The organism is Mycolicibacterium vulneris, from assembly GCF_002104765.1.
Lineage (GTDB): Bacteria > Actinomycetota > Actinomycetes > Mycobacteriales > Mycobacteriaceae > Mycobacterium > Mycobacterium vulneris.
Genome location: NZ_NCXM01000010.1, coordinates 106,222 through 123,124, shown reverse-complemented (window position 1 = coordinate 123,124; position 16,903 = coordinate 106,222). Strand labels below are relative to the sequence as shown.

Here is a 16,903-nt window from a genome sequence, read left to right as displayed (position 1 = left end):
GCTCACCGATCACCGCCGTTGCACCGAGGAGCGAATTCCGCGTGTCTATTTCAGACCGAGCCCCCGATAGCTCGTCTCTGTTGACACGCAGCTCATTTCGAGTGGTGATGGCCGACACTGACGCGGCGCGCGTTATTTACTTCGGAGCCCCGCTGCTATGGGCCGAGCGGCTGGTTTCCACTTGGCTCGCCGACGTCGGCTGCGGAACCTTCGACGCGTTGGCCAACGGGTATGGTCTGCCCGCCGTGCGGTGCGAAATGGAATACGCGTCGGCGCTGCGGCTCGATGATCGAGTGCAGGCCACATTGTGGGTCGACACGCTCTCCGCACGATCGGTCACTTTTCGTTCCGAATTCACCAAGGTCGGCGAAACGAACCCGGCGGTGATTGTGCGTGTGAAGCAGGTTCAGGCCGCTGTCAATGGGTCCGGTCTCCGATCGGTCCGCCTGCTTCCCAAATTATCTGAAGCACTGAGCAATACGGCAATACGGACGTAATAGCAGCACTAGGTAGGGACAGATGACTCAAACCACCACCGGGCATGCTCCGGCACCGGCCGGCTATCAACCCTCGGGCAGGGGCCGTGCGGCGCTAGCGATCGACTTTTGGCCCGCACGCCTCCCCGATGGCGTATCCGCGCGTTCGGAAACCCTGATTACCTTCGACGGCGAAGTCACCCGGGGAACGTTGTATCAACCACGCGAACGCACACGCACCGTGTTCTGCCTGATGCATCCACGTCAAGACCTTCGTCAACACCCGCTGATCCCCGAGTTACTGAGATCGGGGAACGCGGTATGGGCACAGGTGGGGCGTGATGTCGGCAACGATCTGCGGCTTGTGCACGAAAACGCGTTACTCGACGTGGCCGCAGCGATGGAGTGGCTGCGGCGGGAAGGCTTCGAGCACATCTTCCTGATCGGCCATTCGGGAGGCGGCGGCCTCTACTCGTACTACGCTGAACAATCAGAAGCGCAACCGGATTCGCGAATCTCGCGTACCCCGGGCGGCGCGCCAACGAAGCTCGGGGATGCGCCGATGCCTGCGCCCGACGGCCTGGTACTCATCGCTCCGCATCCGGGCCAAGGCAAGCTCTTGCAAGCGGCCATCGATCCATCGGTTACCGACGAAGCCGATCCTTTCTCGGTCGATCCGGGCCTGGATCCCTTCGATCCTGCTAATGGCTTTGGAACCGCTGAAGAGGGCGGCTCACAGTATTCAGAGGCTTTTGTTATCGCCTACCGGGACGCACAGGCGGAGCGGGTGGCCCGCATCGACGCGCGGGCGCGCGAACTGATTGCCGAGCAGCTGTCGGCCCGCAAGAAGATCAAGGCCGGTACCGCTACTCGCGCGGATAAGCGCCGTAGCATCCTCACCCCGGTCATCACCACCTACCGCACCGACGCGGACCTCCGCTGTACGGACCTGCGGCTGGACAAATCCGAGCGGCCCTACGGTTCAGTGATCAGCGCCAAGCCGTCAGTGTCAAATTACGGCGTCAACGGGTTCGGTCGGCTGACCACACCCGAGGCCTGGCTGTCGACATGGTCTGGTCTGTCGGCCAACGCATCGGTGGCCCGCTCCCTGGCGGGTGTATCCGCGCCAGTACTCATCATTGAGTTCACCGGTGACTGCTCGGTGTTTCCCAGCGACATCAGCCAGGCGATGGCCAGCGCAGCGTCTGTCGACGTGACCCATCATCCGATTCGCGCCGACCACTTCGGTCGACCGCTCGCCGATGGCGAGCCTGACGGTATGCCGTTGGCGGGACATAAGATAACCACGTGGGCCAGCGAACGGGCTTCGCGATGATCGGAATCGAAGACGCGGACGTCGCCGACAAGGTAACTCCCTATCCTGATTCGTTGGCCGCTCGCTATCGGGCAGCCGGGTTCTGGAGGCCTCGGACGTTGTGTCAGGAGCTGCAGGAGTCTGTCGAACGCTTTTCCGATCGGCTCGCTGTGGTCGATCCCGGTGTCAGCATGACCTACGCCGAGCTGGGAGATCTCACCGATCGGATTGCGACCGGCTTGCTTCAGGCGGGTCTGAAGCCCGGCGAGCGTGTCTTGTTCCAGACGACCAACCACATCTGGGCCGTACTGGGGTGGTACGGCGTGCTCAAAGCCGGCCTCGTTCCGGTGGCGACCCTGGCCCAGCATCGTTGGCACGAAATCAGTGCGATCGCCGGGCAGTGTGCGCCGGCCGCGCACCTGTACGAGCCCGGGTTCACGGGTCATGATTTGCGCAGCCTCGCAACAGAAATCGCACACGCACAACCGAGCCTGCGCATCAAGCTCACGGTCGGAACGACCGCACCTGCCTCGGACGAACTTTCGATCGAATCGCTGGCCGAAGCCAACGAATCTACAGGTCAGCAGCGACGTCTCACCATAGAGCAGGTTCAACGCCAACTCTCCCCGGAGAGTCTGGCGGTGCTGCAACTCTCCGGCGGAACAACGAGTGTGCCCAAACTCATTCCGCGCCTCAGCACCGAATACTGGTACAACGCCGCTCAGTGGGGCGACGCGACGAATATGGACTCGACCAGCGTTGCCGTGCATCTGCTTCCGTTGATCCACAACGCAGGCATCGTCTGTGCGCTTCACGCGGCACATTCAGTCGGGGCGTGTTTTGCCACCAGCCCCCCGGACACCGCGGCCTTCTTGCGGTTGGCGTCGACTGTAACCATCACCCACATGCTGATGACACGGCCGATCGCGCGTGTCATTGAGGCTGATTCACGACTGCGGGCGGCCCTGGCGGGCCTGCGCACGGTCGCCTGGGCCGACCGCTCAGTGCCCAGCGCCGTGGTCGACGAGTACGAGACCGGAGCGTGCAAGGTCATTCAGATGTTCGGCATGGGCGAGGGCATGTGCATGTTCTCCCCGCGCGATGCTTCAGCGGAGATCCGGCACGGTACACAGGGAACCCCAATCTCTCCCGGGGACGAGGTGCGGGTGCTCGACCCCGGCAGTGAGCGACAGGTACCGCCGGGAACATCGGGGGAGCTGTGCGCCAGGGGTCCATACACCATCCGCGGTTATTTCGCTGCCCCGGAACGCAACGCCGAAGCCTTCACTTCCGACGGCTTCTACCGTACGGGCGACATCGTCACAGAGATTCTCGACGGCGCCAAGTCTTACTACCGACTTGAGGACCGGATAAAGGACCTGATCAATCGGGGTGGCGAGAAGATCAACGCCGAAGAGGTCGAGCTGTTACTCCTCAGGCACGAGGGGATCGAGCGTGCGGCACTGGTGGCGATGCCCGACTCGCGTTTAGGCGAGCGGGCCTGCGCCTTCGTGGTTTTACGTCAGGGATCCGAGGCAATCGAGCTCGAGACCATCAAGCAATTCCTTTCGGATCAAGGCGTGGCAAAGTTCAAATGGCCTGAGCGCCTTGAGATCCGAACTGAACTCCCGCTGACCAATATCCACAAAGTGAATAAGGCGATTCTTCGCGAAGAGATCGCGACATTGCTCGCCGACGAAGGGTAATCGTCGATGAAATGGGTCACGCGCCAGACAGTGCACCTCGATCGTGTCGCCTCACCGTGGCTCATCAAACGCTTCGTGGATCCGGAGGCGCAATTTCTCTTTGTCGATGCCGACGGGCCGTGGCCCGAAGACGCCACACCGTTCGCACTGCCGGGCGCAGCGTTGGGGATACATGATCACGACGGAACGACTTTCGACAAGATCCTGCGCGCTTACCGCCTGCAATCACCGGTGCTGGAGGATATGGCCGCTGTCATTCGCGCGGGCGTGCACCACGTCCTGCAAGAAGATCAGGGCGATACCCCGGACTCGGTGATCCAACTCGGCGTTGCATGGGCTCTCTTATCGGAGGGCCTTATGCTTCAGCGCGGCGACGACCAAGCGATCATCGATGCGTCGATGGAGGCATACGACGCGCTTTTCGCCGCGTTGTGGGCTCGGCGGCTCGACGCCAGGAGCGGTCGAGAAGTTTTCTGGGAACGTATGGCCTCGCTCAGATCGCAGTGGCAGCAGGAATCTCCACTGTCTTCCGGGCAAGCTTGACGGCGGCCAATCGCGAACCGTACCGGTGCTGGCGGCGTTGCTCGTAGGGATCAGCGCTTCTTATCGGCATCGTCGAGCAAGCGCTCGAGGTAGGCGACATCCTGACGGAGCAGCGACAACGCGGCTCGCGGTCCAGTCGCCGCTGTCACCCTGTTCTCCGCCTGCAGCACGCTCGCTACTGCCATGTCGGCGATGTCGGTGGCGACCTGATCAGCGCTGGCCGCGTCGTCTTCGTGGAACCACCACGCTACCCAGTTGCACATACCGATCACCGCCAACGCGGCGATCCGCGGATTCACCGGGCGAAACTGGCCTGCGTCGATACCAGCTTGGATGACTTCGATGAGGTTGCGCAACATCTTGCGTTTGGTGGTCTCGTGAACCTTCGCCAGATCTTCGGGCAATTCGGCTTCGGAACGAGCCAGCAGTAAGAAGCGCGTGGGGTGCAGGGCACGGTTATGCGCCATCAGATAGGCGACCTTGGACAGTTTCTGCACAGGGTCAATCGTCTTGTTGGTTGTCACCCGCAGGATCTGCGCCGTGTTTCCTGCCGTGATCTCGGTGACGAGCCTGGAAAGCAGATCTTCCTTGCTCTTGACGTAGTAGTAGAGAGCCGGACGGGTGATGCCCATGGCATCGGCGATATCTTGGAGGCTGGTGCCGGCGAAGCCGCGCTCGGCGAAAAGCTTGGCCGCGGTTTCGTACATCTGGTTTTCGACTAGCTCTTTGCGCATGCTGGCTGCAGGCGTGGACTGCGCGTTGCCATCCCGGGTTGCCTCACGCGCCCCGGAACCCGACGCAGTCTCTGTCGCTTTCGCCATTGACCCATCCTAATTGCCGAAACGCTCAATCTATGGAGATCCGAACGCGTGGTGCGCCAAGAGTCCCCAAGCCACGCTGGCCAAAGACGCGCGGCAGCCATGGGTCATCCTGCGGAGCCGTGAACAGCCCTTCGTCGGGCGTCTCTGAACCGCAAGGTGGTGTCCCGCCAATGATCGAATCAACGCTACAGTCAACTATCAGTCGTATGTGTAAACTCATCTCGTTCAGAATTGCTCGAACTCAAGGAGTCGACACATGGCCATCACCGTCCAGATGCCGACGCTCGGCGAGAGCGTCACGGAAGGGACAGTGACCCGGTGGCTGAAGCAGGAGGGGGACACCGTCGCCCTCGACGAGCCTCTGCTGGAGGTGTCGACAGACAAAGTTGACACCGAAATACCCTCCCCGGCGGCGGGCGTGCTCACAGAAATCCTCGCGCGCGAGGATGAAACCGTCGCGGTGGGCAGCGATCTGGCGCTCATCGGCGAAGCTGACGCCGCAGCCCCCGACGTAATGGTCGACGACGGGCCGCCGCCGACTCGTGTCGCCGCGCCGCCCGAGCCCGTCCAGGCGCCCGCTCCCGACAGGCAGTCCGGATCGGAGCTCGACGCTCCAGAGCAGGCCGCCAGCGAGGACGCTGAGACGTTGTCGGTGACGATGCCCGAGCTGGGCGAGTCGATCACCGAGGGCACGGTGACTCGCTGGCTGAAGAACGTCGGCGACTACGTGGAAGTGAATGAGGCGCTCGTAGAAGTCTCCACCGACAAGGTCGATACGGAGATCCCGTCGCCGGCTGCGGGAACGCTGTTGGCGATCACCGCCGCAGCAGACCAGGTCGTCCAAGTCGGTGCCGAGCTGGGAAAGATCGGCGCGGCTAGGACGCTTTCATCCGCGCCGCCGCGAGCATCAGAGGCGCCGCCGCCACAATCCCAACGAGAAAGTCAGACGGCACAAGAGCCGGCACCGCAGTTCGTAGCGGACGCGGAGCCCTGTGACGACCCCGCGTCCGGTGCCGACCCTGCGGCCAGGCTCGTCCCCGAGCCCGCCGCACCGCCCGCGCCGGCACCTGTCGACGGGCGCACCACTGCCGGACGCAGGCACCCAGCAGACCGCAGTCAGCAAATTTCACCGTCGCGTGCCGATGCGCCGGTCCGCGGCACGGTCCAGAAGGCCAGCAGGATCCGTCAGCTGACCGCCGTTAAGACTCACGAATCGCTTTTGGGCACAGCGCAATTAACGCAGACCCACGAGGTCGACATGACGGCGATCGTGGCGCTTCGGGCGCGGGCCAAGAAAGCTTTCGCCGAGCGCGAAGGAGTTAACTTGACGTTCCTTCCGTTTATCGCGAGCGCCGTGATCGATGCGTTGAAAACCCATCCCAACATCAACGCAAGCTATGACGAGGAGTCGAAAGCGATCACCTACCATGACGCCGAACACCTTGGTTTCGCCGTCGATACGGCGAGGGGACTGCTGGCACCTGTCGTGTCCAATGCCGGTGACCTCTCGCTGGGCGGGTTGGCCCGGGCAATCGTCGATGTCGCAGCGCGGGCGCGTTCTGGCGACCTGGCTCCAAACGAATTGTCAGGTGGAACCTTCACCATCACCAACATCGGCAGTGAGGGTGGGCTGTTTGACACACCAATCCTGGTGACACCCCAGGCGGCGATCCTGGCCACCGGGGTGATCCGTAAGGAACCCAGGGTGGTGCTCGACGCCATCGGCAATGAGTCAATCGGCGTGCGGTCGGTCTGCTACCTGTCAATGACCTATGACCATCGACTGGTGGATGGCGCCGATGCCGGCCGTTTCTTGAGTGCGGTCAAGCGTCGCCTCGAGGCTGCGGATTTCGCCGACGAACTTGATCTAGAGCAGGGGCGCGGGTGACACCTTTGTGGCGGCCTACGGACTGAGCCATAAATTCTGGCCTCATCGGAGGATCGGACACGGCCACAGCCTGGCCACAGAGCACCTGAGCAACAATTGTTGGGAGATCTACGATGCAGTTGATTTATCAACACAAACGTAGCATCGTCTGGTGGGTGGCGCAGCTGCCGATAGTGAGCGCCCTCGTCATCGGGTAGCGAAAGGTATGAAGCAATGGCGGACCAATTCGACAACCGTCCAACTCTGTTCGTAGTCAGGCACCTCCCAGGCCCGAACTTTCGACCGGAGGTCGCGCCCACCGAACAGGACGGCGTCGCCGAACACTTCGCATACATCCAGCAACTCGAAGAGACGGGGGCGATCCTGCTGAGTGGACCGCTGCTCGCGCAAGGCGCTGGTGGCCTGATGGTCCTCAGTCCCCACATCGACGCGGCTGAGGCTTCCCGCATCGCGGAAAACGATCCGGCGACCAAGTCGGGTTTGGTCGTCGCCGACGTGCTGCCATGGATGATTACCGCGGGCGACTTCTCGTATCTGACCCCAACCGGTGTCAAGCCGGCCGGCGCCGAGTAACTCAGTGATGCTTGAACTCTTTGGTTTCCGCGCCGTATCAGCTCTACGAACGCATTTCGGCGCGCGAGCCTTCCGCTGCCACGCGACGCGGTAGAAGCTGACCGATGGCGAAAAGAGGTGTCACGCCGACTCCTTTCGATGCGACGGACGACGTGCCATCTTTTTCACTCGTCTCTGAGTCGTTGGCGGATGGCGGTGAACTCGGGGACGGCCAAGCAAGTGGCTCATGGAAGCCGGTCGGTCAGACATCTCACCTCACCTGAGATGGTTCGGATTCCCGACAGAGACAAAGAGTTTCGCCATGACCGGTCACGGCACCCGCACCGCCAACTACTTCGCCGTGCACGCCGTGAGAATGGCCAGGCTCGAGACAGGTGTCGGCTCGACGCCCGCCAATCTGGGGATTTCAGTTGTTCAGTAACTCGCTAAAGCGTGCAGTAATCCGCGCAACGTATGAATGGAAATAGCTCGATGCGACGAGTTCAGCGGGTGCGGAACTAGATGCACTCTCCGACAACGGAAGTCAACGATTATGGACCTACGCGTCAATGGCTATACGGGCATCGGGCTGCCGCGCTCCAGTCGGCGTCATCGTTGGAGCACGCTGCAGTTGGATGACGCACCGCCCATGGGGAAAGTCAGTGAATGTGTGTCGCCAAGGACGCGTCGATTCCCCCCAAGACGGCGGCACGCGATCGCGACGTGGTGGTCATCGGGAGTGGGCTCAAGGGGCTGGTTGCCGCCAACCTACTTAGCCTACTTAGCTGATGCGCGCCTCGACGCCATTGTCTTGGAACGTCGTCGGCGATCGGCGGGCTGACCAGGTCGGACTTCCTGTCAAGGAGCGTGCTGCATCGGGTCCAACTTCGATTCCGCAGCCACTACCGACACCGATACCTTCGGCCGCTGCCTGCCGCGGGGTAATGGGGGACTTGCCATTCCAGCGGTTGGTGTATCGCACCGGCGATGATTTGGCCTAACCTCAACGCTGCCAAATGCCAGATTACGATGGTGCCGACTATTTGACAACCCCGTTGGCGAAATATACTGTGACAGCGGTTACAGTCAGCGTTCGCGTTGGCACCGCGGTGTCTCTCAAGGGCCGTCGTACGAGGAGTAGGGCTATGCCGCGCCTAGATCCGCAAGCAGCCAGGAATTCCGCCCGCAAGGGCGTGCCAGGCGGCGCCGCGGCCTGTCGAGCGCCCCGATGAGGCCTCCTGTCCGGCGTGGTCGAAGAGCGACGCGATCGGCGTCGTCGACGACACCCATGTCCGCGCTGAGCGCCGGATCGCGTGAATGTCCTTGCGCCTCAACGGGATCGACTCATCTGCCCTTCAGCCGTACTTCGTCTTGCGGGCCGACTCGGGAACCGCTTTACGCGTGTCGGCGTCGCGCCGTCTCGTTCCTTGGAAGTTCTATCGAGAATTTTTGAGACTGTGTTCAAAAATGCTCCGATGTGGTGTACCTTGCCTCAGGAGCAGCGTTGTGAGCCGGAGCACAAGGCAAACGACAGCGGTCAGCGCGACGGGGAGGAGGCGAGTTTTCGATGGCAACAGAGACGCCGACGGCGGCGACTACGCGCGCCGGGTCAGCAAACGGCGACAGCGGGCACCGCGGCGCCCTGCATCGCGCACCTTTCGGCAACGGCGCCCCGCCGGATGGCTGGCGCGCGGTACTGACGCAGCCCGGCGCCAGCGTCGCCAAGGCTGCATCGCGAGTCGGCGCGATTCCGGCGCGCAGCACGGCGACCACGGGTCGCGCTGTACTGATGGCGGCCGCGGTCTTGCGGTATGCCGTCATCGACACAATTTCGATGCGGTTACCCGTCGGTGAGCTCATCGTGCAGGCCTGGACCCTGCTCAAGGTGACGGCAGTTCCAGCGGTGCTGATGGCGGTGCCCTTCGGCGCGATGATCGCTGTCCAGGTGTCCGGCCTCGTCAACGAGGTGGGGGCAAACTCACTTATCGGGTCGGCAATCGGGGTCGGTGTGGTTCGCCAGGGCGCACCAATGACCGCGGGTTTGCTGATGGGCGGCGCCGCGGCCTCGGCGATCGCCGCCGACTTCGGGGCCAGAGCGATCCGCGAGGAACTCGATGCACTGAGAACACTCGGTATCGATCCGGTGCAGCGTCTGGTCGTGCCGCGCTTTCTGGCCCTGGTACTCATCGCGCCGATCTTGTGCACCATCGTCATCGCATCCGGAGTGGCAGCAGCCTTCACGATCTCCGTCACCGTCAACGACGTGACGCCCGGAAGCTTCTGGCTGTCATTCGGTTCGTTTGCGAAGATGGTCGACGTCTGGTTTGCGATGGGCAAGACCATCACCTTCGCCGCGTTTGTCGCAATAATCTCCTCGATGCGGGGCATGGAGGCCAAGGGCGGACCGCGTGGTGTCGCAGATGCAGTCAACGCCGCTGTCGTACTCAACGTCGTCTGCATCGTGACCGCAAATCTGGCGATCACTCAGCTGGAGACGATGTTCTTCCCCATGGCGGTGGCATAGTGGCGCAGCCGATACTGCCAGGCGCTCGGGCCGTCCCGTCAAAGTATCTGAATCTTGGCCGGGCACCGGTCAGATTTGTTAATGGGACACTGAGAACCGCAGGCCAATGGGTGGTGTTCATCGCCCAGACCGTGTGGCTGCTACCGACAACTATTCGGCGGTATTCACGGGAAACAGTGCGAGTGATGAACAGCCTGGCGTGGGGCCGGGGTTCGATAGTCGTCGACGGCGGCGTGATCAGCATCCTAACGATCCTTGGTGTGACCATCGGCGCAATGGTGGCCATCGAAGCTTTTGCGACGCTCAATTTGATCGGCCTCGGCGCGCTGTCCGGAATCATCGGCGGGTGGGGAAACGTCCGAGAGATGGCACCGCTGGTCACCGGCGTCGCGTTCGCCTCCCAAGCCGGCTGCCGTATGACTGCCGAAATCGGCTCCATGCGGATCGCGGACGAAATTGATGCCACCGAGGCGATGGGGCTGCGATCGATACCCTTCGTTGTGGGCACTCGTCTCGTCGGCGGGATGATATGTGTGGTACCCGGCTTTCTGCTCGAGTTGATGGTCGCGTTCTTTACCTCGGATTTGGTGATTCGCATTTCTTACAATCAACCAGCCGGAACATACAATCACTACTTTGTTCAATTCCTCTCCCCGACAGACATTGCATATTCGCTCGCCAAGGCGATTATTTACTGCGCCGCCGCCACGTTGATTCACTGTTACTACGGTTATTTCGCATCAGGCGGGCCCGTTGGGGTCGGGCAGGCTTCTGGACGCGCAATTCGCGCGAGTCTCGTCACCATCATGGTCCTCGACATTATGACGACCGTCATGATTTGGGGCTGGACACCGAAATTCGAGTTCAAGGGCTAGGGGAGAAGCTTTGCTATTCCGGATGTCGGAGGCTGCCGAAGCGCGCCGGCTGACCATCATCGGCGCGGTGCTCGCGCTGTGCTTGTTGGTGACGGGCGTTTTGATCGCCGTGAATCCATTCCGTGGCCGCCCGGCGAACCGTATCTCGATCGTCATGGACCTGCCGTATCTGGGTCAGGGAGTCACCGCGGGTACCGCGCTGATAATGCACGGAGTCAACGTCGGCCAAGTCACCTCCGTGTCAAGCCTTGCCAACGGTGGTGTCCGGCTCAACGCTGACGTCCGATCGGGACCTACTGCCGGTTTAACAGACAAGATGAACGTTGACTTCCGGCCGTCCAATTATTTCGGTGTCACCGCCATCAACCTGGTTGCCGGCACGGGCGGGGCACCGCTGCGGAATGGCTCGCGAATCGACACCGTTCCAAAGGGAAACTTCACGCTGCAGGCGTTGCTCTACCGTCTGGGTGAGATCACCGGCGGCGTAGTGACGCCGCAATTGGTGCGTGTGATGGACCGCGCCACGCGGTTCACCGACGGGCTCAATCCACTCATCGAGACAATCGTGGTCGCGGCCGAGGCGGTGACCAAGGTGCAGACGGTAAGTACCGAGCAGCTTTTGAGAAACACGACGGGTGTGAGTGTTGCATTCCCAGGCACGCTGGACTCGATTACTTCTGCTGGCTATAACTTCGATCACAACTCTGGATTCGTGAGGTTCATGCAGACCGCCGACGGCTGCCTTCCCGGTCAAGATTTTGTCAACCTTGCCCCTTCCCTCGGCCAGTATCAAACAGATGAATATTGGAACAAGAGGTCTATAGCGACGCTTGACCTGCTGGCGAATAGATTCTTCGGTGCATTGGGCAAGCTATTGTCATCCCACCCGCAAGATTTGATGCCTGCGGTTGATCTGGTCAAAACTCTGACCGATGTAGTGCCCGGTCTGATAACACCGGCCAATATCTCCTCTGACTTGGTGGAGTTGCGAACTCGACTAGAAAATCTGTATGCGGGATCCCCTGAACAGCGGGCGATACAGACACACATCGTGCTCGATGAATTACCCGGTGTGGCTGCCCCGCTCGGTGCGATAGGAGCCCAGTGATCACGCCCAAGGCCGCATTATGGCGATTTGCTTTGGCCGCCGCCGCCGCACTTGCGGTGTTCATCGTCCTGGTCAATGTCCTGCGACAACCAGTTGCCGCAGCCACGCGCTCCTACACAGCTCAATTCACGGATGCGTCGGGCCTGCACGTCGACGCTGACGTGCGCGTCCGGGGAGTGCGGGTCGGGAAAGTCAAATCGCTGGCGCTCGAGCGTAGGGCTGGACAGAGCGTCGCAACGGTCGAGTTCAGTCTCGACAAGCGCTACGCAGTGGTGTCCACGTCGCGGTTGGCCATCAAGTACCAGGCGCTCACCGGGTTGCGCTACGTCGATGTCGTCAATCCGTCCGAGACGGCGCCGGCGGCGAGCATTGTGTCGCATGTTCCGATCACCATGACGCAACCGTCGTTCGACATCACCACTCTGTTCAACGGGCTGCAGCCCGTCATCGCGACCTTGAGTCCCAGCGATATCGACACCTTTACCGAGAATGCCGCGACGTATCTGTCGGGTGAGGGCGGACTCAAGCCGATGCTCGAAAGCGTCCGAAAGCTGACCCAGTTCGCGTCCGACCGCGAACAAGTCATCGCGACGGTGATGCGCAACCTCGACGCTGTGGCAGACACGTTCGGCGGGCATTCGAAAGATTTCGTCCAGGTCCTGAAGTGGTTGAATCAGCCGTTGGACGCGGCGATCTCGGTCATGGACGAGTTTCGTAAGTCGGAACTGTATGGCCCTGCCTTCACCGAGCCCACTCTCCAAGTCCTTGCCAACGCAGGGTTTCCGCTCGGGCCCGCCACTCGGGTGCAGCAACCCGACGGCAGAATCGACGTCGTCGACTCCTCGCGGAGTGACATCGCCGACGGTCTCGACAAGGCAATCACGCGCTTCGATGACTACAGTCGCGACGTCCTCAAGCTGATACCGGTGATGTGGGATAACGTCCCCCCGCCAGGGGCGCCTGATACACCATTGCCCTGTTCGCGGGGTCGCGCGCAACTGCCCGACTCAATGGACGTGCTCTTGAATGGCCAAAGGGTGATCTTGTGCAATCGATGAAAATTCTCAAGAGTTCGACGTTCTGGGGTGTCGCCGCGCTGGTACTGGTCGCCGTTCTGGCGCTCACTGCTGCCGAAATCAACATCAGTCCTCCGGGCCAGAAGATGATCTCTTTCTACACCGATGATGCGGCGGCGATCCATCCAGGTGATACCGTGCGGATTGCCGGGATCACGGTCGGCAAAGTGAAAGATCTGTCAATCGAACCGAATCAGGTCAAGGTTCGCGCAACCGTGGACCACGACGCATTTGTTGGTGATCAGTCACAAATTCAGGTCCGGATGCTCACGGTGGTCGGCGGTTATTATGTAAATTTGGTATCGCTGGGCAGAAAGCCATTGGGTGCAAATCCGATCCCGGTAGAGCGCGTGACGATGCCATACAGCCTGATGCGGGCGCTGACCGATTCGACAAAAATCACCGAGCGAGTTAATCCGAAGCCGATTCGTGAATCATTGGATCAAATCCAGGAGGGACTCACCGGCACAAACGTGCAGACTCTTTCCGCCGTTATCGATGCGGGCAATGCCCTCACGTCCACGATCGAGCGCCAGCGGGGGCAGGTTACTTCGATCCTCAATCTTTCCGATGAGTACATCGAGGCGCTGCGTAATTTCACCGGGGAATTGAAGGTCCTGGTGAGCAAGCTTGCCATCCTCGAGGAGACGCTCGTTCTGTACGGCAAGGGTTTCGGCGAAGCCCTGAAAGGTATGGGCGACGTCGGTGATGCGTTCCTGCGTCCCTTCGGCGACTTCTGGGTGAACCACCGCGAAGAGTTCATCGAGAAGGTTCGCGACTGGCAGGACAGAGTCACCCGGTGGAAGGACCACAACAGCCGAATCATTCCCAGACTTCGGCGGATCAGGAACAAGATCGAGCGGATGCTGGACGCGCAGAACGCACCGCCCGAGTTGCTTGCCACAGATCTTTGCATCCCTATGGCGGGGAGTCCGTGCTGATGGTCTCCCGAATGGTTCGCCGTATATTTCGTGCCGCCGTAGTTACACTCACGGGCGCTGCAACCGTCGCTGGTGCCTCGTCGTGCGCCATGATGGGCGGCGAGAAGAGCGTCGCTTATTGCGCGATGTTCCCAGACACCATCGGTCTGTACGTGGGCAACCCCGTGACCCAGATGGGCTATCAGGTCGGCAAGGTCACGTCCATCGCCGCTGGCCCCACCCAGGTCCGGGTCGACTTCTCTATCACACAGAGCAGGCCACTCCCGCCCGACGTCAGGGCAGTCATCCGGTCGCCATCGATCCTTGCCGACCGTTCGTTGGAACTGGTCGGCAACTACAGTTCCGGTCCACGGCTCGAGGCCGGCAAGTGCATTCGGCTTGACCACTCGTTTTCGGCCAAGACGATTTCGCAGGTGGTTGGATCGACCTACACCTTTCTCAACTCGATCAACCCCAACGGGTCGACGAACGTCGGTGACACAGTTCGCGGCCTTGACGAACTGGCGCACAACAACGGTGCCGGGATCAACCAGCTTGTGACCAGGACGTCCGCGCTACTTGACAGCCCGGACGAAGCGATCAGTGACATCGGCTCGATCATCCGCAACACCGCTGAGCTGACCGGTGTACTGCGCGAACTGATGCCGCCGTTGAAGCAGATCATGTACGACGCGCGCAAGACGACGCCGGACTTGGCGTTGGCGCTGGACGGTACGACAGGGCTCGCCGGTCCCGGCGGGGGAGTGGGGACCCTCGGGCCACTGGCCGAGTTGGTGGCGATCCTGCAAACCAGATTGGGCGACGAGACACAGCAAGCGCTCGACACGGTCAGCGTCACGGTGCGGAAGTTGACTCCCCACGCGACCGCGTTGTCGGATCTTTTCACCCCGGTGCCGTGGTGGATCAACACGATCGCCAATCACTTCAACAGGCGTGATTTCCACACGTTTAACCTCGCCTATCGGCCCCCGCTGTATCGGGTTCGAACACACGACGGGCTAGCGCTCTGCGGCATGATGAACGCGTCGATGCCCGGCAGTTGCGCTGATGTCAACGGTCAGCCCTTTGCCGTCGACGTCGCGCTACTGCAGTATGTGCTACAGCAGGCGGCGAAGCGATGAGCCGGCGGATATGGTCGGCTGTCGCCGTCGCGGCAAGTGCCATGTTGGTTCCGTCGTGTGCTTCCATGACCGTCAACTCGTTACCGCAACCGGGGAAGAGCTACGGCGACGGTTACGAAATCGTCCTGCAGTTCGCCAACGTCCTGAGCCTGCCCGACCGTGCGAAGGTCGTGCAGGATGGTACGACCGTGGGACTGGTCACCAAGATCAATCTGGCGAGCGATCACGTCGACGTCGTAACGCGGATCGACCCCGACGTGGTGGTGCCGGCAAACGTGCATGCGACGTTGCAGCAAGCCACGGTGCTCGGTGACACCTATGTCGCGCTCGAGCGTCCTGAGTCGGGTCCGCCGGCGCCGGCACTGCGTCCGGCCGGAACAGTTCCGTTGGCACAGACCACGTCTCCTCCCCAACTGGAGGACACGATCGCCAACTTGGCGAACTTCGTCGGCAGCGGATCCATTCAGCGTGCCCAAAACACCATCATCGGGATCAACAGGGTGACGCCGGCACGAAGCGGTGAATTCCGCGACCTGGTGAAGCGGGTAGACACCGACCTCTCGGACCTGAGCAACAACATGGACATGGTCGATCAGTGGCTTACGGGCGTATCCGGAACAGCCGAAGTCATGTATAACCACCTACCCGAATACAAGTACTTCTGGTCGACGGAGGGGATGCTGGGCTGGAAACGCTCATTCCAAGTCGGGTCTTACATCGCTACCGTGTTGCCCTCGATCGGCAGTATCTACAGCGGTGGCTATTGGCTTGTGCCCCTGCTGAAGTCGCTCGGCGGTGCGCTTGGAGCCCTGAAAGAGAGCAAATGGGCATTCGAGAACGAAGCGCCCGCGTGGCAGCGGCTACTCACGGACTACTTCCTTCCCGCAGATAAGTACCCGGCGATAAACATCACGTCGATAAAAGGGCCGGACGGGAAAGAGCTCATCGACAACGTGCAGGACGTGCTGCGGATTCTTGGAGCGACGCCATGAAATTAAAGGGCGCCTTGTCGTTCGCGATGTTCGGAGTCATCATCGCTTTCGCCGTTAGCGTGATCTGGTCGTTCGGTGTTCGGACCGGCCCGCCTGCTCAGCGGACCAACCTGAGTATGGCGGTCCCCGACATCAAGGGCCTCGTTGTCGGTTCGAATGTGCTGCTCCGCGGCCAGCCGGTCGGCAAGGTGACCGAAATCAACACGGCGACTAGCGACGCCACCGTGCAGTTCTACGTCGACGGCGATCACCACATTCCTGTCGATACCGACGTGCGGCTGGACAATCTGTCCGCGCTCGGTGAGGCCTACATCGGACTGGCGCCACGGACGAGCGGAGGCCCGGTATACAAGGACGGCCAACGTATCTCGCCGAAGTCGATAGAAGCGCCGCCGTCCATCTCGGAGCTGGCCACCAGCGTGGTGCGTGTGCTCAACCAGCTCGATCCCGGCCAGCTCAAACGGATTCTGGGCGAGGCCGACGCTGCTCTGCCCGCGCCTGAGCAGGTGCTGCCCAACCTCGCACATGCGAGCTCGCTACTCCGGAGTCAGGCGACCAGCATGCATGGCCGGGGACAGGAAGTGATCGACAATTTGCAGGCGCTGCTGCGCAACGCGGGCTGGGTTGGACCCCTGCTCGGTGACCTCATTCCGCCTATTCGAGCGGCGGGTCTCGGGGCCGCCGGTACTTATCAAGGCATGATGCATACCCTGGAATGGAATAACCCGCGAGACATGGCGCTGTTCGGTGATTACCTGGACCGAATTCAGGCATTCCTGGACACGCGGGCTCCTGACATCAAAGTTCTGACGGAGACGCTTTTGCCGCATTTCAAAGGCATCGGCGGAGCTCTGATGAATTTCGACAGTGGACAAATTCTCTCAAACATATTGAAGAGCATTCCGAAGGAGGGCGCGATTACACTGCACGTTGCCGTTCCCGACCGGTAGGCCGGGCAATCATCG

The 16,903-nt window shown here is 61.3% G+C and carries 15 protein-coding genes; 14 read left to right on the top strand and 1 reads right to left on the bottom strand.

What is annotated here, in order from left to right; all coding sequences use genetic code 11:
* The first annotated feature begins 107 nt into the window (after positions 1 to 107).
* From B8W69_RS11755 to B8W69_RS11740, 4 genes are read left to right on the top strand one after another with little or no spacing between them, the layout of a single operon-like run.
* Complete coding sequence (locus B8W69_RS11755; protein ID WP_245843217.1) at positions 108 to 497, top strand: acyl-CoA thioesterase; 390 nt, start codon at positions 108 to 110, stop codon at positions 495 to 497.
* Positions 498 to 519: 22 nt separating this feature from the next.
* Positions 520 to 1,812, top strand: a complete 1,293-nt coding sequence (locus B8W69_RS11750) for an alpha/beta hydrolase (RefSeq protein ID WP_085289985.1) — start codon at positions 520 to 522, stop codon at positions 1,810 to 1,812.
* Complete coding sequence (locus B8W69_RS11745) at positions 1,785 to 3,497, top strand: AMP-binding protein (RefSeq protein ID WP_085289984.1); 1,713 nt, start codon at positions 1,785 to 1,787, stop codon at positions 3,495 to 3,497. Before B8W69_RS11750 ends, B8W69_RS11745 begins: the two co-directional genes overlap by 28 nt.
* 6 nt (positions 3,498 to 3,503) lie before the next feature.
* On the top strand, positions 3,504 to 4,040 hold the full coding sequence (locus B8W69_RS11740; RefSeq protein ID WP_085289983.1) for a chromate resistance protein ChrB domain-containing protein: 537 nt from the start codon (positions 3,504 to 3,506) through the stop codon (positions 4,038 to 4,040).
* Between the two features lie 50 nt (positions 4,041 to 4,090).
* On the opposite strand, the gene B8W69_RS11735 is transcribed toward B8W69_RS11740, so the two are convergent.
* Positions 4,091 to 4,861 carry a TetR/AcrR family transcriptional regulator gene (locus tag B8W69_RS11735; RefSeq protein WP_110881902.1) on the bottom strand — a complete coding sequence of 257 codons (771 nt, stop codon included), beginning with the start codon at positions 4,859 to 4,861 and terminating at the stop codon, positions 4,091 to 4,093.
* Between the two features lie 256 nt (positions 4,862 to 5,117).
* On the opposite strand from B8W69_RS11735, the gene B8W69_RS11730 reads away from it, so the two are divergent.
* From B8W69_RS11730 to B8W69_RS11680, 10 genes are all read left to right on the top strand, one after another.
* Complete coding sequence (locus tag B8W69_RS11730; RefSeq protein WP_085289981.1) at positions 5,118 to 6,749, top strand: 2-oxo acid dehydrogenase subunit E2; 1,632 nt, start codon at positions 5,118 to 5,120, stop codon at positions 6,747 to 6,749.
* Between the two features lie 213 nt (positions 6,750 to 6,962).
* The gene (locus tag B8W69_RS11725) at positions 6,963 to 7,322 is read left to right on the top strand and encodes a YciI family protein (protein ID WP_085289980.1); all 360 of its coding nucleotides are present in this window, start codon (positions 6,963 to 6,965) and stop codon (positions 7,320 to 7,322) included.
* Between the two features lie 1,546 nt (positions 7,323 to 8,868).
* Positions 8,869 to 9,825 carry an MlaE family ABC transporter permease gene (locus tag B8W69_RS11715; protein WP_085289979.1) on the top strand — a complete coding sequence of 319 codons (957 nt, stop codon included), beginning with the start codon at positions 8,869 to 8,871 and terminating at the stop codon, positions 9,823 to 9,825.
* Between the two features lie 110 nt (positions 9,826 to 9,935).
* Positions 9,936 to 10,700, top strand: coding sequence for an ABC transporter permease (locus B8W69_RS11710; RefSeq protein WP_085289978.1), 765 nt, complete (start codon positions 9,936 to 9,938; stop codon positions 10,698 to 10,700).
* A gap of 22 nt (positions 10,701 to 10,722) precedes the next feature.
* Positions 10,723 to 11,808: an MlaD family protein gene (locus B8W69_RS11705; protein WP_085289977.1), complete on the top strand. Its 1,086-nt coding sequence runs from the start codon at positions 10,723 to 10,725 to the stop codon at positions 11,806 to 11,808.
* Positions 11,805 to 12,866 (top strand): MlaD family protein, encoded by a 1,062-nt coding sequence (locus B8W69_RS11700; RefSeq protein ID WP_085289976.1) that lies wholly within the window; start codon positions 11,805 to 11,807, stop codon positions 12,864 to 12,866. The genes B8W69_RS11705 and B8W69_RS11700 overlap by 4 nt, the downstream gene beginning before the upstream one ends.
* Positions 12,863 to 13,825 carry an MlaD family protein gene (locus B8W69_RS11695; RefSeq protein WP_085289975.1) on the top strand — a complete coding sequence of 321 codons (963 nt, stop codon included), beginning with the start codon at positions 12,863 to 12,865 and terminating at the stop codon, positions 13,823 to 13,825. Before B8W69_RS11700 ends, B8W69_RS11695 begins: the two co-directional genes overlap by 4 nt.
* A gap of 89 nt (positions 13,826 to 13,914) precedes the next feature.
* A complete protein-coding gene (locus tag B8W69_RS11690) occupies positions 13,915 to 14,946 on the top strand; it encodes an MlaD family protein (protein WP_085289974.1) in 1,032 nt (343 codons plus the stop codon).
* On the top strand, positions 14,943 to 15,938 hold the full coding sequence (locus B8W69_RS11685) for an MlaD family protein (RefSeq protein ID WP_181447375.1): 996 nt from the start codon (positions 14,943 to 14,945) through the stop codon (positions 15,936 to 15,938). Before B8W69_RS11690 ends, B8W69_RS11685 begins: the two co-directional genes overlap by 4 nt.
* Complete coding sequence (locus tag B8W69_RS11680; protein ID WP_085289972.1) at positions 15,935 to 16,888, top strand: MlaD family protein; 954 nt, start codon at positions 15,935 to 15,937, stop codon at positions 16,886 to 16,888. Before B8W69_RS11685 ends, B8W69_RS11680 begins: the two co-directional genes overlap by 4 nt.
* Positions 16,889 to 16,903 lie beyond the last annotated feature (15 nt).

Bases quoted from the DNA above. Each gene is read 5' to 3' on its own strand.
- B8W69_RS11755 (WP_245843217.1), top strand. From the start codon at position 108: ATGGCCGACACTGACGCGGCGCGCGTTATTTACTTCGGAGCCCCGCTG.
- B8W69_RS11750 (WP_085289985.1), top strand. From the start codon at position 520: ATGACTCAAACCACCACCGGGCATGCTCCGGCACCGGCCGGCTATCAA.
- B8W69_RS11740 (WP_085289983.1), top strand. From the start codon at position 3,504: ATGAAATGGGTCACGCGCCAGACAGTGCACCTCGATCGTGTCGCCTCA.
- B8W69_RS11735 (WP_110881902.1), bottom strand. From the start codon at position 4,861: ATGGCGAAAGCGACAGAGACTGCGTCGGGTTCCGGGGCGCGTGAGGCA.
- B8W69_RS11730 (WP_085289981.1), top strand. From the start codon at position 5,118: ATGGCCATCACCGTCCAGATGCCGACGCTCGGCGAGAGCGTCACGGAA.
- B8W69_RS11725 (WP_085289980.1), top strand. From the start codon at position 6,963: ATGGCGGACCAATTCGACAACCGTCCAACTCTGTTCGTAGTCAGGCAC.
- B8W69_RS11715 (WP_085289979.1), top strand. From the start codon at position 8,869: ATGGCAACAGAGACGCCGACGGCGGCGACTACGCGCGCCGGGTCAGCA.
- B8W69_RS11705 (WP_085289977.1), top strand. From the start codon at position 10,723: ATGTCGGAGGCTGCCGAAGCGCGCCGGCTGACCATCATCGGCGCGGTG.
- B8W69_RS11695 (WP_085289975.1), top strand. From the start codon at position 12,863: ATGAAAATTCTCAAGAGTTCGACGTTCTGGGGTGTCGCCGCGCTGGTA.
- B8W69_RS11690 (WP_085289974.1), top strand. From the start codon at position 13,915: ATGATGGGCGGCGAGAAGAGCGTCGCTTATTGCGCGATGTTCCCAGAC.
- B8W69_RS11685 (WP_181447375.1), top strand. From the start codon at position 14,943: ATGAGCCGGCGGATATGGTCGGCTGTCGCCGTCGCGGCAAGTGCCATG.
- B8W69_RS11680 (WP_085289972.1), top strand. From the start codon at position 15,935: ATGAAATTAAAGGGCGCCTTGTCGTTCGCGATGTTCGGAGTCATCATC.